The organism is Kribbella turkmenica, from assembly GCF_004348725.1.
GTDB classification, from domain to species: domain Bacteria; phylum Actinomycetota; class Actinomycetes; order Propionibacteriales; family Kribbellaceae; genus Kribbella; species Kribbella turkmenica.
Genome location: NZ_SMKR01000020.1, coordinates 15,164 through 34,780, shown reverse-complemented (window position 1 = coordinate 34,780; position 19,617 = coordinate 15,164). Strand labels below are relative to the sequence as shown.

At 68.5% G+C, this 19,617-nt stretch carries 14 protein-coding genes; 7 read left to right on the top strand and 7 right to left on the bottom strand.

Going from position 1 to position 19,617, the window contains the following annotated elements:
• Positions 1 to 17 precede the first annotated feature (17 nt).
• Complete coding sequence (locus tag E1218_RS06895; RefSeq protein ID WP_132317430.1) at positions 18 to 1,211, bottom strand: ROK family protein; 1,194 nt, start codon at positions 1,209 to 1,211, stop codon at positions 18 to 20.
• A gap of 229 nt (positions 1,212 to 1,440) precedes the next feature.
• Between E1218_RS06895 and E1218_RS06890 the strand changes: the two genes are divergently transcribed.
• From E1218_RS06890 to E1218_RS06860, 7 genes are all read left to right on the top strand, one after another.
• On the top strand, positions 1,441 to 2,484 hold the full coding sequence (locus E1218_RS06890) for a LacI family DNA-binding transcriptional regulator (protein WP_132317428.1): 1,044 nt from the start codon (positions 1,441 to 1,443) through the stop codon (positions 2,482 to 2,484).
• A gap of 165 nt (positions 2,485 to 2,649) precedes the next feature.
• Positions 2,650 to 4,332: an ABC transporter substrate-binding protein gene (locus E1218_RS06885; protein ID WP_132317426.1), complete on the top strand. Its 1,683-nt coding sequence runs from the start codon at positions 2,650 to 2,652 to the stop codon at positions 4,330 to 4,332.
• Between the two features lie 73 nt (positions 4,333 to 4,405).
• The gene (locus tag E1218_RS06880) at positions 4,406 to 5,455 is read left to right on the top strand and encodes an ABC transporter ATP-binding protein (RefSeq protein ID WP_132317424.1); all 1,050 of its coding nucleotides are present in this window, start codon (positions 4,406 to 4,408) and stop codon (positions 5,453 to 5,455) included.
• Positions 5,452 to 6,432, top strand: a complete 981-nt coding sequence (locus E1218_RS06875) for an ABC transporter permease (RefSeq protein ID WP_132317422.1) — start codon at positions 5,452 to 5,454, stop codon at positions 6,430 to 6,432. Before E1218_RS06880 ends, E1218_RS06875 begins: the two co-directional genes overlap by 4 nt.
• Before the next feature lie 4 nt (positions 6,433 to 6,436).
• Positions 6,437 to 7,468, top strand: coding sequence for an ABC transporter permease (locus E1218_RS06870; protein ID WP_132317420.1), 1,032 nt, complete (start codon positions 6,437 to 6,439; stop codon positions 7,466 to 7,468).
• Complete coding sequence (locus E1218_RS06865; RefSeq protein WP_132317418.1) at positions 7,465 to 8,469, top strand: ABC transporter ATP-binding protein; 1,005 nt, start codon at positions 7,465 to 7,467, stop codon at positions 8,467 to 8,469. Before E1218_RS06870 ends, E1218_RS06865 begins: the two co-directional genes overlap by 4 nt.
• 33 nt (positions 8,470 to 8,502) lie before the next feature.
• Positions 8,503 to 9,900, top strand: coding sequence for a GH1 family beta-glucosidase (locus E1218_RS06860; RefSeq protein WP_132317416.1), 1,398 nt, complete (start codon positions 8,503 to 8,505; stop codon positions 9,898 to 9,900).
• Between the two features lie 95 nt (positions 9,901 to 9,995).
• Here E1218_RS06860 and E1218_RS06855 read toward each other — a convergent pair whose 3' ends face one another.
• The 6 genes from E1218_RS06855 to E1218_RS06830 form a co-directional block, all read right to left on the bottom strand.
• The gene (locus E1218_RS06855) at positions 9,996 to 11,798 is read right to left on the bottom strand and encodes a bifunctional metallophosphatase/5'-nucleotidase (protein WP_132317414.1); all 1,803 of its coding nucleotides are present in this window, start codon (positions 11,796 to 11,798) and stop codon (positions 9,996 to 9,998) included.
• Between the two features lie 511 nt (positions 11,799 to 12,309).
• Complete coding sequence (locus E1218_RS06850) at positions 12,310 to 14,373, bottom strand: NPCBM/NEW2 domain-containing protein (protein WP_132317412.1); 2,064 nt, start codon at positions 14,371 to 14,373, stop codon at positions 12,310 to 12,312.
• Between the two features lie 32 nt (positions 14,374 to 14,405).
• Entirely contained in the window at positions 14,406 to 16,388 is a 1,983-nt protein-coding gene (locus E1218_RS06845; RefSeq protein WP_132317410.1) for an alpha-galactosidase, read from the bottom strand.
• Positions 16,385 to 17,206 carry a carbohydrate ABC transporter permease gene (locus tag E1218_RS06840; RefSeq protein WP_132317408.1) on the bottom strand — a complete coding sequence of 274 codons (822 nt, stop codon included), beginning with the start codon at positions 17,204 to 17,206 and terminating at the stop codon, positions 16,385 to 16,387. The genes E1218_RS06845 and E1218_RS06840 overlap by 4 nt, the downstream gene beginning before the upstream one ends.
• Positions 17,203 to 18,153, bottom strand: coding sequence for a carbohydrate ABC transporter permease (locus tag E1218_RS06835; RefSeq protein WP_233712063.1), 951 nt, complete (start codon positions 18,151 to 18,153; stop codon positions 17,203 to 17,205). The genes E1218_RS06840 and E1218_RS06835 overlap by 4 nt, the downstream gene beginning before the upstream one ends.
• Positions 18,150 to 19,433, bottom strand: coding sequence for an ABC transporter substrate-binding protein (locus E1218_RS06830; RefSeq protein WP_132317406.1), 1,284 nt, complete (start codon positions 19,431 to 19,433; stop codon positions 18,150 to 18,152). The genes E1218_RS06835 and E1218_RS06830 overlap by 4 nt, the downstream gene beginning before the upstream one ends.
• Positions 19,434 to 19,617: the final 184 nt, after the last annotated feature.

Sequence of the window (19,617 nt, the reverse complement as noted above, 5' to 3'; positions counted from 1 at the left end):
AGCCCACCAGAGGGGAGCTAGCTTCGTGACGGTACGACGCCGCCGTCGCGGAGCAGTCGCAGCACCGGCAGGGTCGCGGCGCCCAGTGCGACCGCGTCCCTGCCGAGCTCGCACAGCTCGATCGTCACCTGTGCGTACGGCTGACGCAGCGCATGCTCGCCGACAGCCTCCCGCAACCGTGGCAGGTACCGCTCGCCCAGCAGCAGCCCGGCCCATCCGCCGAGGACGATCCGCTCGGGATTGACCAGGTTCACCAGATTCGCCACTCCGGCGGCGAGGTAGCCGACCGTGTCGTCCACGATTCTTGCCGCGACCTCCGACGTACCGACGGCGTCCAGCAACTCGACGAAGGCCGTCTCCTCGTCCGCTGCCGGCACCACCCCACCGGCTTCACGGTACCGCTCGAGCACGGCCTCGGCACCGACGTACGCCTCCAGGCAACCGGCCGCGCCACACCGGCACCGGCGGCCGCCGTACGCGATCGTCATGTGGCCCCATTCGCCGGCGGAGCTGCGGGTTCCGCGGTAGCTGGAGCCGTCGGCGACCAGTGCCGCACCGACGCCGGAGCCGATCAGCGCGACCACCGCGTCGGTGGCGCCGCGGCCGGCGCCGAACCACATCTCCGCCTGGCCGAGCATGTTCGCGCCGTTGTCCACCTGGATCGGCACCTCGGTGCCCTCGGCAAGCATTCGCCGCAGTGGTACGGCGTCCCACCCGAGCGTCTGGGCGTCGACGACCTCGTTCCCCTCGACCACGCCGGCGACCGCGACGCCGAGGCCGAGGATCAGCTCGGACCGTACGCCGGACGACGCGATCACCGCCGCAAGCCCTTCCAGCACGTGTTTCACCACCACCGTCGGCGAGGTGGTGTCGATCTGGTGGTCGGCCCGCGCTAGCACGTTCATCGCGAGGTCGAACAGCTCGACCCGGACCCGGGTCTCGCCGACCTCCGCCCCGGCGACGTACCGGAACGCCGGGGAGACCCGCAGCAGGATCCGCGGCCGGCCGCCCTCGGAGTCGACCGACCCGGCCTCCTCGACGACGCCCTCGGCGATCAGCTCGCTGACCAGGTTGCTGACGCTCGCGGCGCTCAGCGAGGTCCGGTGCCCGAGCTCGTGGCGGCTGAGCAGGCCCTCCCGGTAGATGGTGGTCAGCAGCGCCGACCGGTTGGACCGCCGCATGTCGCGCACAGTGGTCCGCCGAACGTCCATGCCTCAACCCCTACCTGGTTCCGGCCTCAGGCAGGCCGCTCACGCAGAGTTCATCACGCTCTGCGGCAGGCCGGAAGGCGGCTCTTCCTCCAGGTCGTGAACTAAGACCTGTTTCGTTACCGTCCCGTGATTGACGAGCCCCGCCGGCTCGGCTTCACTCTACGGAACCGCTTCCGAAACCGGTTCCGGCGAGCAGTCGGGGCCACACCCGCCCGAGGGGAGCTGTGCAGTGTCGATCACGATCGCCGATGTCGCGGCGCGCGCCGGCGTCAGCAAGACGACGGTCTCGCGCGTCCTCAACGGCAAGGGTGAGCTCGACCTGCGCACCGCCGAGCGGGTCCGTCAGGTGATCGCCGAGCTCGGCTACGTGCCGAGCGCCCGCGCGGTCGGCCTGGCCCGCGGCCGCACCCGGATCGTCGGCATGCTGGTCCCGTCGCTGACCTGGCCCTGGATGGGCGAGGTGCTGCAGGGCGCCGTCGACGTGGTCGAGAGCCAGGGGTACGGCCTGCTGCTGTTCACCTTCAACCGGGGCGAGGAGTCGATGCACCAGTTCGCCTCCCAGGTCTCGGCCCAGTCGTTCGACGGCCTGCTGGTGATCGAGCCCGAGGGCACCCTGACCTACATCGAGCAACTGCACGCCCGGGGTCTGCCGGTCGTCCTGATCGACGACCGCGCCAAGCGCCCGCAGTTCCCGTCCGTCGCCACCACCAACCGGGCCGGCGGTGAGTCCGCCGCCCGGCACCTGCTGGAGCTCGGCCGCTACCGGCCGCTGGTGATCACCGGCGTCGAGCGGTTCGGCTGTACCCACGAACGCCTGGACGGCTTCCGCGACACCTACGCCGAGGCCGGTATCGAGCTCGACCCGGAGCTCGTGTTCGAAGGCGACTTCACCCATGAGAGCGGCCGCCGAGGAGTGCAGTACGCGCTCGAGCAGCGGCTCGCGTTCGACGCGATCTTCGCCCACAACGACCTGTCCGCCGGCGGCGCCATCCAGGCCGTCCGGGAGACCGGGCGGAACGTGCCGAACGACGTCTCGGTGGTCGGGTTCGACGACATCCCGTACGCCGAGCACACCGAGCCCCCGCTGACCACGGTGCACCAGCCGATGCGCCAGATGGGTCAGGCGGCGGCCCGGATGCTGATGGGGTACTTCGGCGGCACCCCGCTGCCCGAGGACCCGCAAGTGCTGCCGACGACGCTGATCGTCCGCAGCTCAACCGCCCCGAAACCCACCGCACGGACCAGACCCGCCCCGAAACACCGGTCCCACTGAAGTCTCCGGCGGCGGGGCAGCTGCCCCTGTCCCGCCGCCGGTGAACCCCCCGATATCGATCCATTAAGGCGTCAGCTCTTCCCATGAGAGCGTTCTCACGCCACGATGCACTCGCTCGCGCGGCTCAGGCGTGAGCATCCGCCAACAGATTCACAGGAGGAACCGATGCGAGCACGACGCACAGTCGCGCTGGCCCTTTCGGGCCTGCTCGCGGCAGCCACCCTGGCTGCCTGTAGCAGCGGGGACGGGAACACCACGAACACCGGGTCCGGCAGCGCCGCCACGGTGCTCAACATCGGCATGCCGAACGGCCCGCAGACCGAGAACCACAACCCGTTCCTCGGCTCCTCCTCGGGTGCCTCGCTGGGGTACCGGTGGATGATCTTCGAGCCGCTGGTGATGATCAACGGGATCAAGCCGACCGAGGCCGGCAAGCCGTGGCTGGCGACCGAGTGGAAGTGGGCCGACAACTTCACCAAGCTCTCGCTGACCATCCGCGACGGCGTGAAGTTCTCCGACGGCAAGCCGATGACGGCCGAGGACGTCGCCTACTCGTTCCAGCTGCGCAAGGACAACGAGGGCCTGAACCAGGACGCCATCCCGTACGGCACCATCACCGCCTCCGGCAACAAGGTCGACCTGACCTTCACCCGGTCGCAGTTCGTCAACCAGAACAAGATCCTGACCGTGTTCGTCGTCCCGAAGCACCAGTGGTCGACGCTGAAGGACCCGAGCCAGGACACGCTGAAGAACCCGATCGGCACCGGCCCGTACACGGTGAAGTCGTTCACCCCGCAGACGACCACGCTGACCGTCCGCGACTCGTACTGGCAGGACCTGCCGAAGGTGAAGGAACTGCGCTACACGTCGTACAACGACAACAACGCGCAGACCACCGCGCTGGCCAACGGCGCGTCGGAGTGGAGCTTCGTCTTCGTCCCGAACGTGAAGGCCGTCTACCAGGACAAGGACCCGGAGCACCACAAGCTGTGGTTCCCGGCGAACCTCGGCATCCACGGCCTGTGGATCAACACCACCCGCAAGCCGTTCGACAACCCGGCGCTGCGGCGGGCGATGGACAAGGTGATCAACCGCGACGACATCTTCATGCAGGGTGAGGCTGGCTACTTCTACCCGAAGGTCGAGTCGATCACCGGCATCCCGACCCCGGCGGGCGAGTCGTTCATCGCGCCGGAGTTCAAGGACAAGTTGCACTCGGTCGACGTCGAGGGCGCGAAGAAGGAGCTGGCCGACGCCGGCTTCACGCTCGAGGGCGACGTCTTGAAGGACCCGACCGGCAAGCCGGTGACGATCACGCTGACCGACCCGGCCGGCTGGTCCGACTACATCACCGACCTGGAGATCATCAAGGACAACCTGTCCACGATCGGGATCAAGGCGACCGTGGACAAGGCCAACCAGGACGCCTGGTTCAAGGCGTTCGACGAGGGCAACTTCGACGCCGGCATGCACTGGACCAACGGCGGCGCGACGCCGTACGACATCTACCAGAACATCATGGACGGCAAGATCCTGAAGCCGATCGGCAAGGGCGGTGTGAGCGGCAACTACGGCCGGTTCAACAGCCCGGAGGCGACCAAGGCGCTCGACCAGTACGCCAACGCCACCGACGACGCGACCAGGACCACGGCGCTGAACACGCTGCAGCGGATCATGGTCGAGCAGATGCCGGTGGTGCCCACCTCGGCCTCCAACGTCGGCGGTCTCTACAGCACGAAGAACTGGGAGGGCTGGCCGGACGAGCAGAACCAGTACGCGCCTGCCCAGCCGACCCAGCAGAACGCGCTGCAGATCGTCCTCAACCTGAAGCCCGCGGGCGCTCAGTGACCGTCGCGCCGCGGCGCCCGGGGTGACCCCCGGCGCCGCGGCGCCAAGCCACCAGTGCCGTGATTGGAGTTTCATGACGGTGACCGACACCGAGGTGGTTCTCGAGGCCGACGGCCTCACCAAGCACTTCCCGGTACGACGGGGAGTCCGCGACCTGCTCACCCGGGAGCGCAAGGTCGTGCACGCCGTGGACGACATCCGGCTCACGCTGCGCCGGGGCCGCGTCACCGCCCTCGTCGGCGAGTCCGGCTCGGGCAAGTCGACCGTTGCCCGGCTGCTCGCCCAGCTGTACGGGCGGACGTCGGGAGACATCCGGCTGCACGGCGACTCCGTCACCGTCAAGGGCGGCCGCAAGTTCCGGGCGTACTGCCGCCGGGTCCAGATGATCTTCCAGGACCCGTTCGCGTCGCTGAACCCGACGCACACCGTGCGCTACCACCTGACCCGCGCGCTGAAGATCCACGGCCGGTCCGGCGACACCGCGGCCGAGCTCGAGGCGAACCTGCGCGACCTGCTGCTCCGGGTCCAGCTCACGCCGCCGGAGCGCTACCTGGACAAGTTCCCGCACGAGCTCTCCGGCGGTCAGCGCCAGCGGGTGTCGATCGCCCGCGCCCTCGGCGCCGATCCCGAGGCCCTGCTGGCCGACGAGCCGGTGTCGATGCTCGACGTCTCGATCCGGCTCGGCGTACTGAACCTCTTGCGGGACCTGAAGGAACGGCTCAACCTCGCGATCCTCTACATCACCCACGACATCGCGTCGGCCCGGTACTTCGCCGACGAGACGCTGGTGATGTACGCCGGCCGGATGGTCGAGGGCGGCGACTCCGAGACGGTCACCCAGAACCCGGCCCACCCGTACACCCGGCTGCTGATCGAGAGCGCGCCGGACCCGGACCGGCTGGACCGCGTCGGCGACCTGCAGCCTCCCGAGGAGCGAGGAACCGGGGAACCGCCGAGCCTGATCGCGCCGCCGACCGGCTGCCGGTTCCACCCGCGCTGCGTGCACGCGATGCCGAAGTGCTCGACCGACCTTCCGCCCCGCTTCGAGCTGCCCGCGAACGACGACAGCAACCGGGGTCACTGGGCGGCGTGCTGGCTCTACGAGGAAGGAGCCGCGAAGTGAAGTTCCTGCTGCAGCGGATCGCCTTCTACCTGTTCACCGCGTGGGCGGCGCTGACCATCAACTTCTTCATCCCGCGGATGATCCCCGGCGACCCGGTCACCTCGCTGATCAACAAGTTCCAGGGACAGATGAGCACCGAGGCGATCAACTCGCTCTACGTGCTGTTCGGTCTGGACAAGGACGCCAGCCTGTGGGGTCAGTACGTCGACTACTGGGGCCAGGTGTTCCGCGGCGACCTCGGACTGTCGTTCACCTTCTTTCCCACGCCGGTCGCGGACATCCTTGGCCAGAGCCTGCCGTGGACGATCGCGCTGGTCGGCATCACCACGTTCGCCAGCTTCATGATCGGTACGTCGCTCGGCGTGCTCGCCGGCTGGCGCCGCGGCTCGTGGCTGGACGGCCTGTTGCCGGTGACAACCTTCTTGTCGTCGATCCCGTACTTCTGGCTCGGTCTGCTGGCGATCACGCTGCTGGCGGGACCAGGCAGCATCTTCCCGTCGTCCGGCGGCTACGAGCCTGGCCTGGTGCCGTCGTGGAACGGCGAGTTCATCGGCAGCGCGATCCAGCACAGCCTGCTGCCGGCCGTCACGATCCTGATCTCGTCGGTCAGCGGGTGGATCCTGAGCATGCGGAACATGATGGTCACGGTCGCCTCGGAGGACTACATCACCGTCGCCCACGCCAAGGGACTGCCCGAACGCCGGGTGATGGTCAGCTACGCCGCCCGGAACGCGCTGCTGCCGAACGTCTCCGGCTTCGCGCTGTCCCTCGGCTTCATCGTCGGCGGCACGCTGCTGGTCGAGATCGTCTTCTCCTACCCGGGCATCGGCTACAACCTCTTCCAGGCGGTCGGCGCCAAGGACTACCCGCTGATGCAGGGCATCTTCCTGGTCATCACGCTGTCCGTCCTGGTCGCCAACCTGATGGCCGACATCGCCTACCTGCTGCTCGACCCGCGCACCCGGAAGGAGGGCTGACCAGGTGTCCGCACCAGCCAGCACCATCACCGCCGTCACCCCCGAAGGTCCCGAGGTCGCGGCGGCCCCGGCGAAACGTCGCCGGTTGCGGTTCGTCGCCAACCCGAAGGCGGCCACCGGCCTGATCGTGCTCGCCTTCTTCTGCGTGATCGCGGTCATCGGGCCGTGGATCGCGCCGTACGACCCGTCCGCGCGCAGCAGCGACCTGATCCAGCCGCCGTCCGGCAAGCACTGGTTCGGTACGACGCACCTCGGCCAGGACATCTTCAGCCAGGTACTCGTCGGCACCCGCGGCGTGATGTTCGTCGGCCTGCTCGCCGGCATCGTGGCGACCGCGCTGTCGGTTCTGATCGGCGTCAGCGCCGGCTTCCTCGGCGGCGCCGCGGACGAGAGCCTGTCGGCGTTGTCGAACGTGTTCCTGGTGATCCCGGCGTTGCCGCTGATCATCATCGTGGCCTCCACCATCCCGAGCGCCGGCGACCTGATGGTTGCCCTGGTCATCGGTTTGACGTCGTGGGCCTGGGGTGCCCGGGTGTTGCGAGCCCAGACCCTGTCGTTGCGCCGCCGCGACTACGTCGAGGCCGCGCGGGCGACCGGTGAGACCACCTGGCGGATCATCACCGCCGAGATCATGCCGAACCTGACCGCGATCATCGCCTCCGGCTTCGTCGGCACGGTGATCTTCGCGGTCATGTCCGAGATCACGCTGGCGTTCATCGGTATCTCGACCATCTCGGAGTGGAACTGGGGCACGATCCTGTTCTGGGCGCAGAGTCAGCAGGCCCTGGCCCAGGGTGCCTGGTGGTGGTTCGTCCCGGCCGGTCTGGCGATCGCGATCCTCGGTACGGCGCTGTCGCTGATCAACTTCGGGATCGACGAGTTCGTCAGTCCGCGGTTGCGCAGCAGCGGTCACACCCGAATGAGGACGAAGGACGGTCACACCGTCCGGATGCGGGTCGGGTTCACGCCGGTGCTCGGGTCCAAGGAACAGCCCGCGACCCCCGTCGTACGGCGCACGAAGGAGGACGCGGCATGAAGGAACCGGTGCTGGAGATCAAGGACTTCTGCGTCGACTACGGTCTCGGCGACCAGGGGGTGCAGGCCGTCCGCGACGTCACGCTGACGCTCCACCGCGGTGAGGTCCTCGGACTGGCCGGCGAGAGCGGTAGCGGCAAGTCGACCCTCGCGTACGGCGTCACCCGGCTGCTCCCGCCGCCGGGCGTGATCAGCGGCGGCTCGGTCGTCTACCACCCGCCGAACGGCGACTCGTACGACGTGATGGCGCTGAACGACGCCGAGTTGCGCGCGTTCCGGTGGGCCGAGACGTCGATCGTGTTCCAGGGCGCGATGAACTCGCTGAACCCGGTCCACAAGGTCTCGACCCAGATGCTCGACGTGATCAGGGCGCACGAGCCGGGGCTCACCCCGCAGGCCCGGACCGCGCGGGCGCAGGAGATGCTCAAGCTCGTCGGCATCTCCGCGGACCGGATGGACGCCTACCCGCACCAGCTGTCCGGCGGCATGCGCCAGCGGGTCATGATCGGAATGGCGCTCGTGCTCGAGCCGCAGATCGTCATCATGGACGAGCCGACGACCGCGCTCGACGTGGTCATGCAGCGGCAGATCCTCGCCCAGCTGGTCGAACTGCGTGAGCGGCTCGGGTTCTCGGTGCTGTTCATCACCCACGACCTGTCGCTGCTGGTCGAGTTCTCCGACCGGATCGCGATCATGTACGGCGGCCGGATCGTGGAGGAAGCGCGCTCGGCCGACCTGTACAAGGACTCGCTGCACCCCTATTCCGAAGGCCTGCTGAAGTCGTTCCCGGCGTTGCGCGGGCCGCGGCGGGAGCTGGCCGGGATCCCCGGTTCGCCGCCGGATCTGCGCGGGATGCCGTCGGGCTGCTCGTTCCACCCGCGGTGCCCGCACGCGTTCGACCGCTGCTCGGCGGAGATCCCGGTTCTCGGCGTGCCGTCGGCGCGCAACGATCCGGACCGGTCGGTCGCCTGCTGGCTGCCCGGCCGCGTTCCGGTCGGCTGATCTCAACTACATCTCTGTCAGGAGTCTCTACATATGAGCACTACTTCTGTCTCGGGGGACGCCGAGCTGATCGCGGGTCTGCCGGCCGGATTCCGGTGGGGTGTCGCGACGTCGGCGTACCAGATCGAGGGCGCCGTCGCCGTCGACGGGCGGACGCCCTCGATCTGGGACACCTACTGCCGGGTGCCCGGTGCGATCGACAACGGCGACACCGGCGACGTCGCCTGCGACCACTACAATCGGATGCCCGCCGACATCGCCCTGATCAAGGAGCTCGGGTTCGACACCTACCGGTTCTCGGTGGCGTGGCCGCGGGTCCAGCCGCGCGGGAAGGGTCCGGCCAACCTGGCCGGGATCGCGTTCTACGACCGGCTGGTCGACGAGCTGCTTGCCCAGGGCATCGACCCGTGGGTGACGCTGTACCACTGGGACCTGCCGCAGGAGCTCGAGGACGCGGGCGGCTGGCCGGTACGCGACACGGCGTACCGGTTCGCCGACTTCGCGATGCTCGTCTTCGACGCGTTGAGCGACCGCGTCGACACCTGGACCACGCTGAACGAACCGTGGTGCTCGGCCATGCTCGGCTACGCGTACGGCGCCCACGCGCCCGGCCGGCGTGAGTACCCGGCGGCGCTGGCCGCCGTCCATCACCTGCTGCTCGGGCACGGACTGGCCACGCTGCAGATGCGCGAGGCGGCACCCCGGAAGATCGACATCGGGATCACGCTGAACGTGGCGACGGCGTACCCGGCCTCGGACGCGGAGCCGGACGTCGACGCGGCCCGGCGAGCGGACGGGATGGGCCGGCGGATCTACCTCGACCCGCTCGTCCACGGTCAGTACCCGGCCGACGTCGTCGCCGACCTGGCCGCGGAGGGAGTCGTACTGCCGGTCGAGGAGGGCGACCTCGAGCTGATCTCCGCGCCGATCGACGTACTCGGGGTGAACTACTACTTCAGCCAGAAGTTCACCGGGTACGCCGAGGACGGCCGTATCGTCGGCGACGACGGTCTGCCGATCAGCCGGACCTTGCCACTCGACAAGCCGCGCACCGCGATGGACTGGGAGATCGTCCCGGAGGGGTTCACCGATCTGCTGGTGAGCATCGCCCGCGACTACCCGGGGCTGCCGATGGTGATCACCGAGAACGGCTCCGCCTTCGACGATCACCCCGACCCCACCGGCTTCGTCGACGACACCGACCGGGTCACCTACTTCACCACCCATCTGGCCGCCGTCGCCGCCGCGATCCAGCAGGGCGCCGACATCCGCGGCTACCTCGCCTGGTCCCTGCTCGACAACTTCGAATGGGCCTACGGCTACGCCAAACGCTTCGGCATCGTCCGAGTCGACTACGAGTCCCAAACCCGGACCCCGAAGGCCAGCGCCCTCTACCTGAAGTCCCTCGCCGAACAACATCGATCCCAGTAACCCGAACCGCCAGGCCATCACATCCGCACCTCCGCCCTCCCCCCCGCGGCGGCGACAGTCCGAGCTCAACTTGTGATGGCCTGGCGGTCCGATCGCTAGCCCTTCTGATGCACCCGGGTGAGTGGTGCCGGGGTCAATGTCTTGTGGGCCCTGAGGTAGCCGGCGAAGGTTTCGTGGTCGGTGTTGTTGCGGACGGGGTCGGTGTAGGCCTTGAAAGCCGGGTAGCCGTCGGCGCCGATGACCGTGTAGGCGAGCGCGGCGACCCGGTAGGTCTTGGTGGGGTCGAGGGCGGCGCCGTCGATCTTCACGTCGGCCGGGGCGACCCGGTCGCCTACGGGGCGACTGGCGTCGAAGGCGTAGGTGACGTTGGCGGAGACGGCGAGCGGGGCGAACTTCACCGTGCCGTCGGCCTGCGTCTTCCACTGCTGCTCGAGTACGGCGTCCAGTTGCGCACCGGTCAGGCTCACCGTCAGCACCGGGTTGCCGTATCCGTACGCGTCCCACGACTCCCCAAGCATCACCCGGCCGGCCGCGTCGCCGGGCTTGTTGCTCGTGGCAACCAGCAGGTCGCCGCGGAGGGCGGTGGATCCGATCGCGGGCTTCGTCGCGATCAGGCCGAGGTCGGCCGGCCCGGTCTGCCTGGCGGTCCACAGGTGTACGTCGGCGGCCAGGTCGCCGAACGTGCTCTCGCCGGATGCGTTCGCCGTCCGGGTGAAGTCACCGGTGATGGTCGCGACCGGTTCGGCGTACTTCCGCTCCCCCGCGGTCGTCCAGTAGTCGACGATCCGCTGGATCTCCGGGTCCGGCGTGACGTCGCGGGTGACCGCGTGGTTGGTCGACGTTGTCTTGTCCCGCAGCACCTCGCCGGTGCTTCGGTCGAGCTGGACGTTGATCTCGTTGATCAGGCGCCCGTGGTTGGCCGCCTCGACGACCGGGCGCGGGTTGCCGGCCGGGTCCGGGATGCTGCAGTTGAACGCCGCATGCCAGTGACCGGTGACGATCGCGTCGATCTGCGAGGTCACGGTACGCGCGAGTTCGATCGCCGGACCGCTCGGGTTGACGCAGTTGTCGTACGTCGCCGACGCGTCGGTCCCGCCGTCGTGCACGTTGAGCACGATCGCCTTCACGCCCCGCCTGGTCAGCTCCGCCGCGGCCGCGTTGGCCGACGCCACCGGGTCGAGCGCCCGCAACTCCGGCTGGAACGACGTCGAGCCGACGGGGGTGTCGGGCACGGTCAGGCCGATGAACCCGATCGGGTACGCGCGGCCGTGGTCCTGGACCCAGCGGATCGTGTACGGGGCCACGATCGTGCGGCCCTTGGCGTCGACGATGTTGGCGGACTGGAACTCGAAGTCGGCACCGTGGAAGCGGCGACCGGTCGAGTCGGTGAAGCAGCTGTCGACCCCGATGGTGCCGAAGCACTTGCCCTTCGCCATGTGGTCGACGAGGAAGCTCTTCGACCTGTCGAGCTCGTGGTTGCCGACGCTGGAGAACTCGACACCCAGCGCGTTCAGCACCTCGACGGTCGGCTCGTCGGCGTGCGCGTCGACCTCGAACGGCCAGCCGGCGAAGCTGTCCCCGTCGGCGAAGAAGATCGAGTTCCGGTGGCCGGCCCGGATGGTTTTCAGGTGCGTGGCCAGGTACGCCGCTCCGCCGACGACCTGAGGTTTGCCGTCGGGACCGGCGATGGTGCCGCCGTCCGCGGGGGACGGTGGTCGCAGGTAGCCGTGGAAATCGGTGATCGAAACCAGCTGGACCGCGACGCCGCCGGCGGCGGAGTCCGGTACCGATGTGGTAACGGCCGCGGCGGCCGAGGACAGCGCGGCCGGGGTCAGGCCGGCGGTCAGGACCGCGGCGAGGATGGTGGCGGTTGCACGTGGGCGGCAGGCTCTGCGCACAATTGTCTCCTCAGGTGTCTAAGCAAGCACTTTCCGACAGGATGAGACTGCCTCACGATGAACACGAAGTCACTACCGAACGGCGATTGATCGAATCCGGAAAGAATCTGACGGCCCGGATCTGAGACCACACCTGCCACCGGCGCCCAGATCTGATCGAATGCGAACGTGGTGGCCGGTGGTCCCGCGAAGCCTCCGGCCACCACCCGCCCGACTGAGGGCCTGGTGCAGCCCGGAGACGCGGACCCGCCGGCCCACCGACTGCCTGACGACGCGGACCGCCTCGGGCCGGCATTCGCCCGCGTGGGCCCGCGCAACCAAAACCTGGTTACGGCAACGGTCATCACCTGGTCCTAGCAGTGGCCTTGCACACCAACACGGGACTGTGAACAGCGAATAACCTGTTCAACGGCTCGACCGGGTGTTCAGCGCCCCGATCGCCGGGCCGCTCGGACGGGAGCGGACCGGCGATCTCACCTGGCTTCGGCTGAGCGCGTGCAGGAGGAAATCCTCAGCAAGTAGCGGTGGGCGCTGCCCAGTCGGCGCGGTCGTTGTAGCCGCCGTCGCCGGCGTCGCCGACGGACAGGTCGAGCACGCGTACGCCGGTCAGGTCGACGTCGATCGCCTTCGGGTTGTCCCGGTCGACCACACCGCTGTCGTACAGGACCTTGCCGTCACCGATCACCTGAAACGTCGCGGTGCCGCCTTCCGGGCCGACATTGCGGACGGCGTCGTCGATCCCGACGGTCCCGGTCAGCCGGGTGCACGCCTTGCCCAGGTAGTAGCGGACGGTCGACGGCGAGGCGACCCCGATCCCGGTCGGGTACGTCGTCCCGACCAGCTTGATCGGCGAACCACCGCCGACACTCTCGTCGATCGTCGGCGACATCCATCCACTGGTCGCGCTGATCCATTCGTGGTGCGACAGCGCCACCGTGCCCTTCGGCGGCTCGGGTGCGACGATCACCGGCGACACGGTCGTCTGCTGCTGGACGCCGTACCCGATGGTCTTGTACGACGTCGTCGCGGTCAGGCTGTCGGATCCGGGAGCAGCACCCGCAGGCAGTTTCACCGTGAAGCTCACCGTCGCCTGCTGACCACCAGGAAGCACAGAAGGCGCCTTGGTCAACGACTGCACCGTCCACCCGGTGCCACCAGCAACCTCCACCGCCGGCTTGAACACCGGCAGCAGCCCATCGTTGCGGACAGCAACCTGAACGGTCAGTTCATCGCCACCGGCAACCACCGGCGCCACGCCCTCCGGCTGGGCATCGGTCCCGACCTTCGTCACCTGCGGGATCCCAGCAGTCACGTGCGGAGCACCCGGTACGCCGCGAGCCGGCTGCACCCGGAACAGCGCAGTACCGTGCGCCGGCACCGCCGCACTGATCGTCCCCGCGCTCTCGGTCACGGCATTGGTCCAGGCGTTCTTCACGGTGAACCGCGCACCCGACAGCCCGATCGCACCGGCCGTCGTCGTGAGCGTCCGCGCGCTGTCACCCCGGTTCAACAGCACGACGGCGCGCCCGCCGTCAGCGAGCCGCTTCACCCACGTCTCCGTCGTACCGGCCGCACCGACCCGGACCGCCTGAACCGCGGCCCGGTCCTGGTTGATCGCGATCACGTCGGGATCGGTCAGGGTGGCGATCGACGTCGCGGTCAGCTTGCGAACGTCGCTGCCGATGACGAGCGGCGCGGCGGCCACGGCCCACAGGCTGAACTGGCTCCGGAACTCCTCGTCCGACATCCCGAGCTCGGGACCGAGGTAGTCAGGGTCGCTGAACGCGCCCGGCCTTACGACCTCGGGGTGCCGCGCGTTCGCGTCGTAGTTCCGCAGTACGTCCTTGAACTTGATGTCGCCGAGGAAGCCGACGTCGGTGTACGTACGCCACGACTGCGCGATCGCCGAGGCGTACGACCACGAGTTGATCGACTGCTGGGACTCGGGGTAGTCGCCCCAGTCCGGCGAGGTGACCGGGTTGCAGAGGTTGAAGATCATCGGCCGCTTGCTCGCGTTGTTCCGCAGCGCCTGGGCGAACTCGGTGAACACCGTCTTCGGGTCCAGGTCCGCCGCGATCCCGCAGAGGTAGTCGACCTTCACCGCGTCGAACCCCCAGGCGGCGAACTGGTCGGCGTCGCGCTGGTAGTAGCCGCCGCTGCCGAGACCGCACCTGCCGGGGATGTACGGACCGGCGTCGGTGTAGATGCCGGCCTTCAGGCCCTTGCTGTGGATGTAGTCGACGAGCGGCTTCAGCCCGTTCGGGAACTTGGCCGGGTTCGGCTGCAGGTCACCGGCCTCGCTCCGGGGTACGTCGGCCTGCCAGCCTCCGTCCAGCCAGACGATGTCGTAGCCGGCCTTCGCCAGTCCGCGGCTCACCAGCGAGTCCGCGACCGACTTGATCGTGTCCTCGGTGAAGTCGCCGCCGAGACCGTAGTACGTGTTCCAGCCCATGTACGGCGTGGGGCTGATGACGTCGGCCGGTTGAGCACCGGTCGCAGTGGCCGGTGGCGTGGTGGTGACGAGTGAGACGGTCACCAGGGCCGCCGCCGAGAGCAGGGTGGATAGTCGCTTCATCTGTTGTCCTTTGCTGCCGTTGAGCGGAACGGTCAGTCGAGTGCTTCGACGACCAGGCAGTTCGAGTCGGTCGAACCGTCCCAGCGGACGCCGACCTGCAGCAGATAGCTGCCCGGGTGGACCTCGTCTCCCACCCGGTAGTTCGTCGCGGGATCCAACTGGACGAGCGGCACGCGTCGCGGCCTCGTCGGCAACGTCCCGCGCACGTTGCCGTCACCCGTCTCCCACAGGAACACCACGGACTTGTCGGCACCGACGTACTGCAGGCCGGCGGACAGTCCGTGAACGTTGCCGTTCACCACCACGTCGCGGATGGACTTGTACTGCGCGATGTGGCGCTGCGCCGTCTTGAGCCGGTCGTCGCTCCACCGCGACACGTCGGCGCCGATTCCGAGAACGCCGGACATCGCCACGTGGAACCGGAAGTCGAGCGACCGCTGCCGGCCGTCATGCGTACCGACGGCATCGGTGACCCACGAGCTCATCAGGTGCGGCGCGTAGCCGGTGAGGAATCCCCGCTGGATCCTGAGCCGGTCCAGCGGGGCGGTGTTGTCGCTCGGCCAGAGCGTGTCGACCCGCGCGGCCATCGCGAGGTCGACGCGGGCACCGCCGCCCGCGCATCCCTCGACGTACACGCCGGGATGCTCGGCCCGCAGCCGGTCGAGGATCGCGTACAGGTGGGACACCACGCGGCCGTCGAGATCCCGCCGCTGGTCGCCGGCGTCGAGCCGCGGCCGGTTCGCGTCCCACTTGAGATAGCTGATCCGGTACGACGACAGCAGCCGGTCGAGCGTCGTCCAGATGAACTCGGCGACGTCGTCACGGCTCAGATCGAGCAGCCACTGGTTGCGGACCTGGAGGGGCTCGCGGCCGTCGGTCCGGAGGATCCACTCGGGATGCGCGGTGGCCAGCACCGAATCGGGGCTGACCGACTCCGGCTCGACCCACAGCCCGAAGTCCAGCCCGAGCTCGCCCAGCCGATCGATGAACGCGGCGAGCCCGTCCGGGAACTTGGCCGGATCGACGTCCCAGTCACCGAGCCCGTGGCGGTCGTCGGTCCGGCCGGTGAACCAGCCGTCGTCGACCACGAACGTCTCCACGCCGATCGCCGCCGCGCGGTGCGCAAGCTCCAGCTGGTGCTCCACACGGACGTCGAACTCGGTGGCGAACCACGAGTTGTAGAGGACCTTCGGCGTACGGCCGCGGCTGAGCCAGCGCTGGTAGTCGTGGAAGCGGCGTGCCAGGCCCTCGGGGCCCTCAGCGCTGTAGGCGCCGACGGCCCTCGGCGCCGCCCACGACTCCCCCGGCGCCAGCCGAAGCCCGAGGTTGGACGGCGCCCGGCCGGCTCGGATGCGGGTCTGCCCGGTGGTGTCCACCTCGGCCGACATCTCCCAGGACCCGGTCCACGCGAGTTGGACGCCGTACCCGTCGACCGAGAGGAACGGCGAGTAGGAGTGCCCGGTGATGCCCTGCGCGCTGCCGATCGTGAACAGCCCGCGCTCAAGCGTCACCTCGGACTGCTGGAACTCGCTGTTCCACTCACCCCACAGGTACCGAACCGGGCCGCGAGCCGGAATGACGAACGCCGCCGAGTCGTGGCGGTGCAACGTGATCTCCGCGGCCCCGTCGTTCCGCACGGAGACCCACCGCTCCACCACATCCCCGACCATCCGGTAATGCAGAACCAGTCGGACCGACAGCACCTGGTCGTGGAACTCCAGCTGCAAGTCGTCCCCGGCCTTGACTCCCGCGAACGTCGGGCGGAGTTCGTCGGAGCCGTCGGGGCCGGACACGACCAACTCTGCCGGCGCTGTGTATCGCACGCCGCGGACCGCGTACTCGAGGGGCTCGACGTCCGCGCGGGGCAGGAAGTGTTCGGTGCCGGCCGGCGCGACCGTCGACGGACCGTCGGCGACCGCATGCGGGCCCCAGGCAACCAGTTCGGCCCACTGCCCGTGATCCGGTACGCCGACGACGTACGATGTACTGTCGCCACGCAGCGTCCACGTCTTCACTTGACCGCTCCGATCGCCAGACCGCCGACGAAGTGCTTCTGGAACCGGAGGAACACCGCCACCGTCGGGATCGCGGCGATCACCGTCCCCGCGGCGATCACGTTCCACGACGAGACGAACAGCCCTTGCAGACCGAGCAGCGCCGGCGTGACCGGCATCTTCTCGCCGGAGCGGATGACCGTGATCGACCAGAGCAGGTCGTTGAAGATCCAGGTGAACGACAGCGCACCGAGCGCGGCCATCGCCGGCCGGGTCAGCGGCAGGATCACACTGGCGTAGATCTTCCCCGGCCCGGCGCCGTCGATCGTCGCCGCCTCCTGGATCTCCCGCGGCAGGTCGCGCATGAACCCGTGCAGCACGAACGTGTAGAACCCGAGCCCGAACCCGACGTGCACCGCGATCAGGGCGATGAGTGTGTCGTAGTACCCGATCAGCTCGACGAACCGCGAGATCGGGATCAGCAGGATCTGCGGCGGCAGCAGGTTCCCCATCAACATGAGCAGCAGCACGGTCCGCCGGAACGGGATGCTGTACCGCGCCAGCCCGTACGCCGCGATCGACGCGAGCCCGAGACTCAGGATCACCGCCGGGATCGTCACCACCAGGCTGTTGACCAGCGCGCGGAACTCGTCCGCGTCCTCCCACGCCGACTTGTACGTCGAGAACGTGAACGAGTGCGGCAGCGAGCCGAGCCCGTTCGCGGCGACGTCGTCGAAGCTGCGGAACGAGATCACGATCACCCAGAGGATCGGCGCCACCCACAGGAACGAGACCAGCCCCATCGCCAGGTGGTAGCCGGACGTCTTGAGGCGGTTCATGTCTCCTCCCGGAAGGCACGGATCAGGTAGCCGAGTATCACGGCCAGGGCGAGCAGGAAGATCACCACGGCCAACGCGGAGGCGTACCCGAGCTGGGTGGACTGGAACGCGGTCGAGTACATGTACGTGCTGAGCAGCTCGGACGAGTGGTACGGACCGCCCTTCGTCATCGACCAGACGATGTCGAACGACCGCAGCGAGTCGATCACGATCACCGACAGCACGACCGAGTTGACGCCCTTCAACTGCGGGATGGTCACGTACAGCGTCCGCTGCCAGGCCGAGGCTCCGTCGACCTTGGCCGCCTCGTACAGCGCCGGGTCGACCGCCTTCAGGCCGGCCAGGTACAACACCATCACGTAGCCGATCTGCCGCCACAGCGCCGGCACGATCACGGCGTACAGGGCGGTGTCGGGATCCGCGAGCCAGGGCTGGACGAAGTCACCCAGACCGATGGTCCGCAGGATGGTGTCGACCAGTCCGTCCGGCTGGTAGAAGACGCGCCAGATCAGCGCGGTCACGACCAGCGAGAACACGACCGGGGTGAACAGGGCCGCCCGGTAGATGCCGACGCCGCGCCGCTCCCGCTGCAGCAGCAACGCCATCCCGAACCCGCCGATCACGCTCAGCCCGCCGAACAGCACGAGCCAGATCGCGGTGTTCTTCAGCGCGGTCCGGAAGATCGGGTCCGACGCCATGTCGCTGAAGTTGCCGAACCCCACGAACGTCGGCGCCGACAGCCCGTCCCAGTTCGTCAACGCCAACCAGAACCCCTGCACCGCCGGCCAGAACACCCACACCGCTTCCACCGCGAACGGCACGAACACGAACACCAGAATCAGCGGGGAAACCCGCCCCGTCGCGGAGCGCTTGGCACGGCGGGACGCGCCCCCGCCGGCCCGTGGTGCGGACGGGCCGCGAGCCGTCTCGGTCAGGGCGGACGTCACGCCGTGAAGACCTTCTCGGCGGCGACCTGCCAGTCCTTCAGGATCTGGTCGAGCTGGTCCGGCTTGTCCAGGAACTTGGTCAGGGCGGCGTCCGCGGTCGGCTGCAGCGCGTCGCTCGAGTCGCGGTTGAAGAACTGGGTCAGCTCCGCGGCACCCTCGATCATCGCCTTGCCCTTCTTGACCAGCGCCGTGTCCGCGGCCTTTCCGTCGGGATTCGCCGGGATCGCCGTACCGGAGGAGTTCTGGACGTAGGTCTCCTGCGCCTCGGCAGTCGCCAGCCAGGCCATGAACTTCTTCACCGCGTCGGGGTCCTTCGCCTTCCTCGACGCGAAGTACCCGTCGGTCGGCGCTTCCTCGGCCACCGGTACGGCGGGATCGATGATCGGGAACTGGAAGAAGTCGATGTCGTCCAGCGCGTCCTTCGGCGCGGAGTCGGCGAAGAACGTGCCGATCAGGAACATCCCGGTTCTGCCGGCCAGCAGCGCCGACGTCGCCTCCTGGAACGGGAACGACTTCCCCTTCGGGTCGAAGTACGGCAGTGCCTCGCGCCACCTGGTGAAGACCGCCTTCACCTTCGCGTCGTCGAAGCGGCCCCGGCCGGCCAGCAGCTCGCGGTGGAACGGCGCGCCGTTGATCCGGATGTTCAGGTAGTCGAACCAGGCCGACGCGACCCACGGGGTGTCGCCGAGTCCGATGCCGATCGGCGGGATGCCCTTGCCCTGGATCGTCCTGCAGACCTGCAGGAAGTCGTCCCAGGTCTTCGGCGGCGTCACGCCCCACTTGGCGAAGTTCGACTTCCGGTAGAACATGCCCCACCAGTAGTAGCTGGTCGGCACGAAGATCTTCTGCCCGTTGGTGCTGGTGGACAGCGTCTGCATCGACTTCGGGTAGTTGCCCAGGCCGTCCCACACACTGGTGACGTCGAGCAACAGGTCCTTCTTCGCGTACGAGTCCGCGACCGAGCCGGCGTACCAGGTGTACACGTCCGGTGGGTTGGCCGACGTCAGGTACGTCGGCAGCTGGGTCCGGAAGATCTCCGACGCGACCGTGTTCAATTTGACCTGTGCGCCGCCGGTCTTGTTGTACGCGGCAACGAGTTTCTCCATCGCGGCCTTCGCCTGCTCGCTGGAGAGGTTCGACTGCAGCGAGAGCTCGCCGGTCGCCGCGCTGCCGCTGCCCGGACTCTTGGTCGAGGTCGCACAGCCGGGCACCAGGGCGGCCGCCCCGAGCACTCCGAGCCCCTTGAGGAACGTCCGCCGATCTGCTGCCAGACCCGTCATGCCAACTCCTGGAATCGCCTCGCCGGCCGTGCCAGTCGAGTGAGTGGTGTGTTGCCGACGATCTTGCGGCGAGCGACTGCGGGTGTCAATATTAATTCGTAAATTACGAGCAAATCGCTTGACGGGACGATGGCGTCACGGTCAACTGGTGCCTCGTTGTTCATCGGTGCAGAGCTTGGTTCGA

Excerpts from the sequence above, each read along its gene's own strand:
- E1218_RS06895 (WP_132317430.1), bottom strand. The coding sequence starts at position 1,211 with ATGGACGTTCGGCGGACCACTGTGCGCGACATGCGGCGGTCCAACCGG.
- E1218_RS06885 (WP_132317426.1), top strand. The coding sequence starts at position 2,650 with ATGCGAGCACGACGCACAGTCGCGCTGGCCCTTTCGGGCCTGCTCGCG.
- E1218_RS06880 (WP_132317424.1), top strand. The coding sequence starts at position 4,406 with ATGACGGTGACCGACACCGAGGTGGTTCTCGAGGCCGACGGCCTCACC.
- E1218_RS06865 (WP_132317418.1), top strand. The coding sequence starts at position 7,465 with ATGAAGGAACCGGTGCTGGAGATCAAGGACTTCTGCGTCGACTACGGT.
- E1218_RS06860 (WP_132317416.1), top strand. The coding sequence starts at position 8,503 with ATGAGCACTACTTCTGTCTCGGGGGACGCCGAGCTGATCGCGGGTCTG.
- E1218_RS06850 (WP_132317412.1), bottom strand. The coding sequence starts at position 14,373 with ATGAAGCGACTATCCACCCTGCTCTCGGCGGCGGCCCTGGTGACCGTC.
- E1218_RS06840 (WP_132317408.1), bottom strand. The coding sequence starts at position 17,206 with ATGAACCGCCTCAAGACGTCCGGCTACCACCTGGCGATGGGGCTGGTC.
- E1218_RS06830 (WP_132317406.1), bottom strand. The coding sequence starts at position 19,433 with ATGACGGGTCTGGCAGCAGATCGGCGGACGTTCCTCAAGGGGCTCGGA.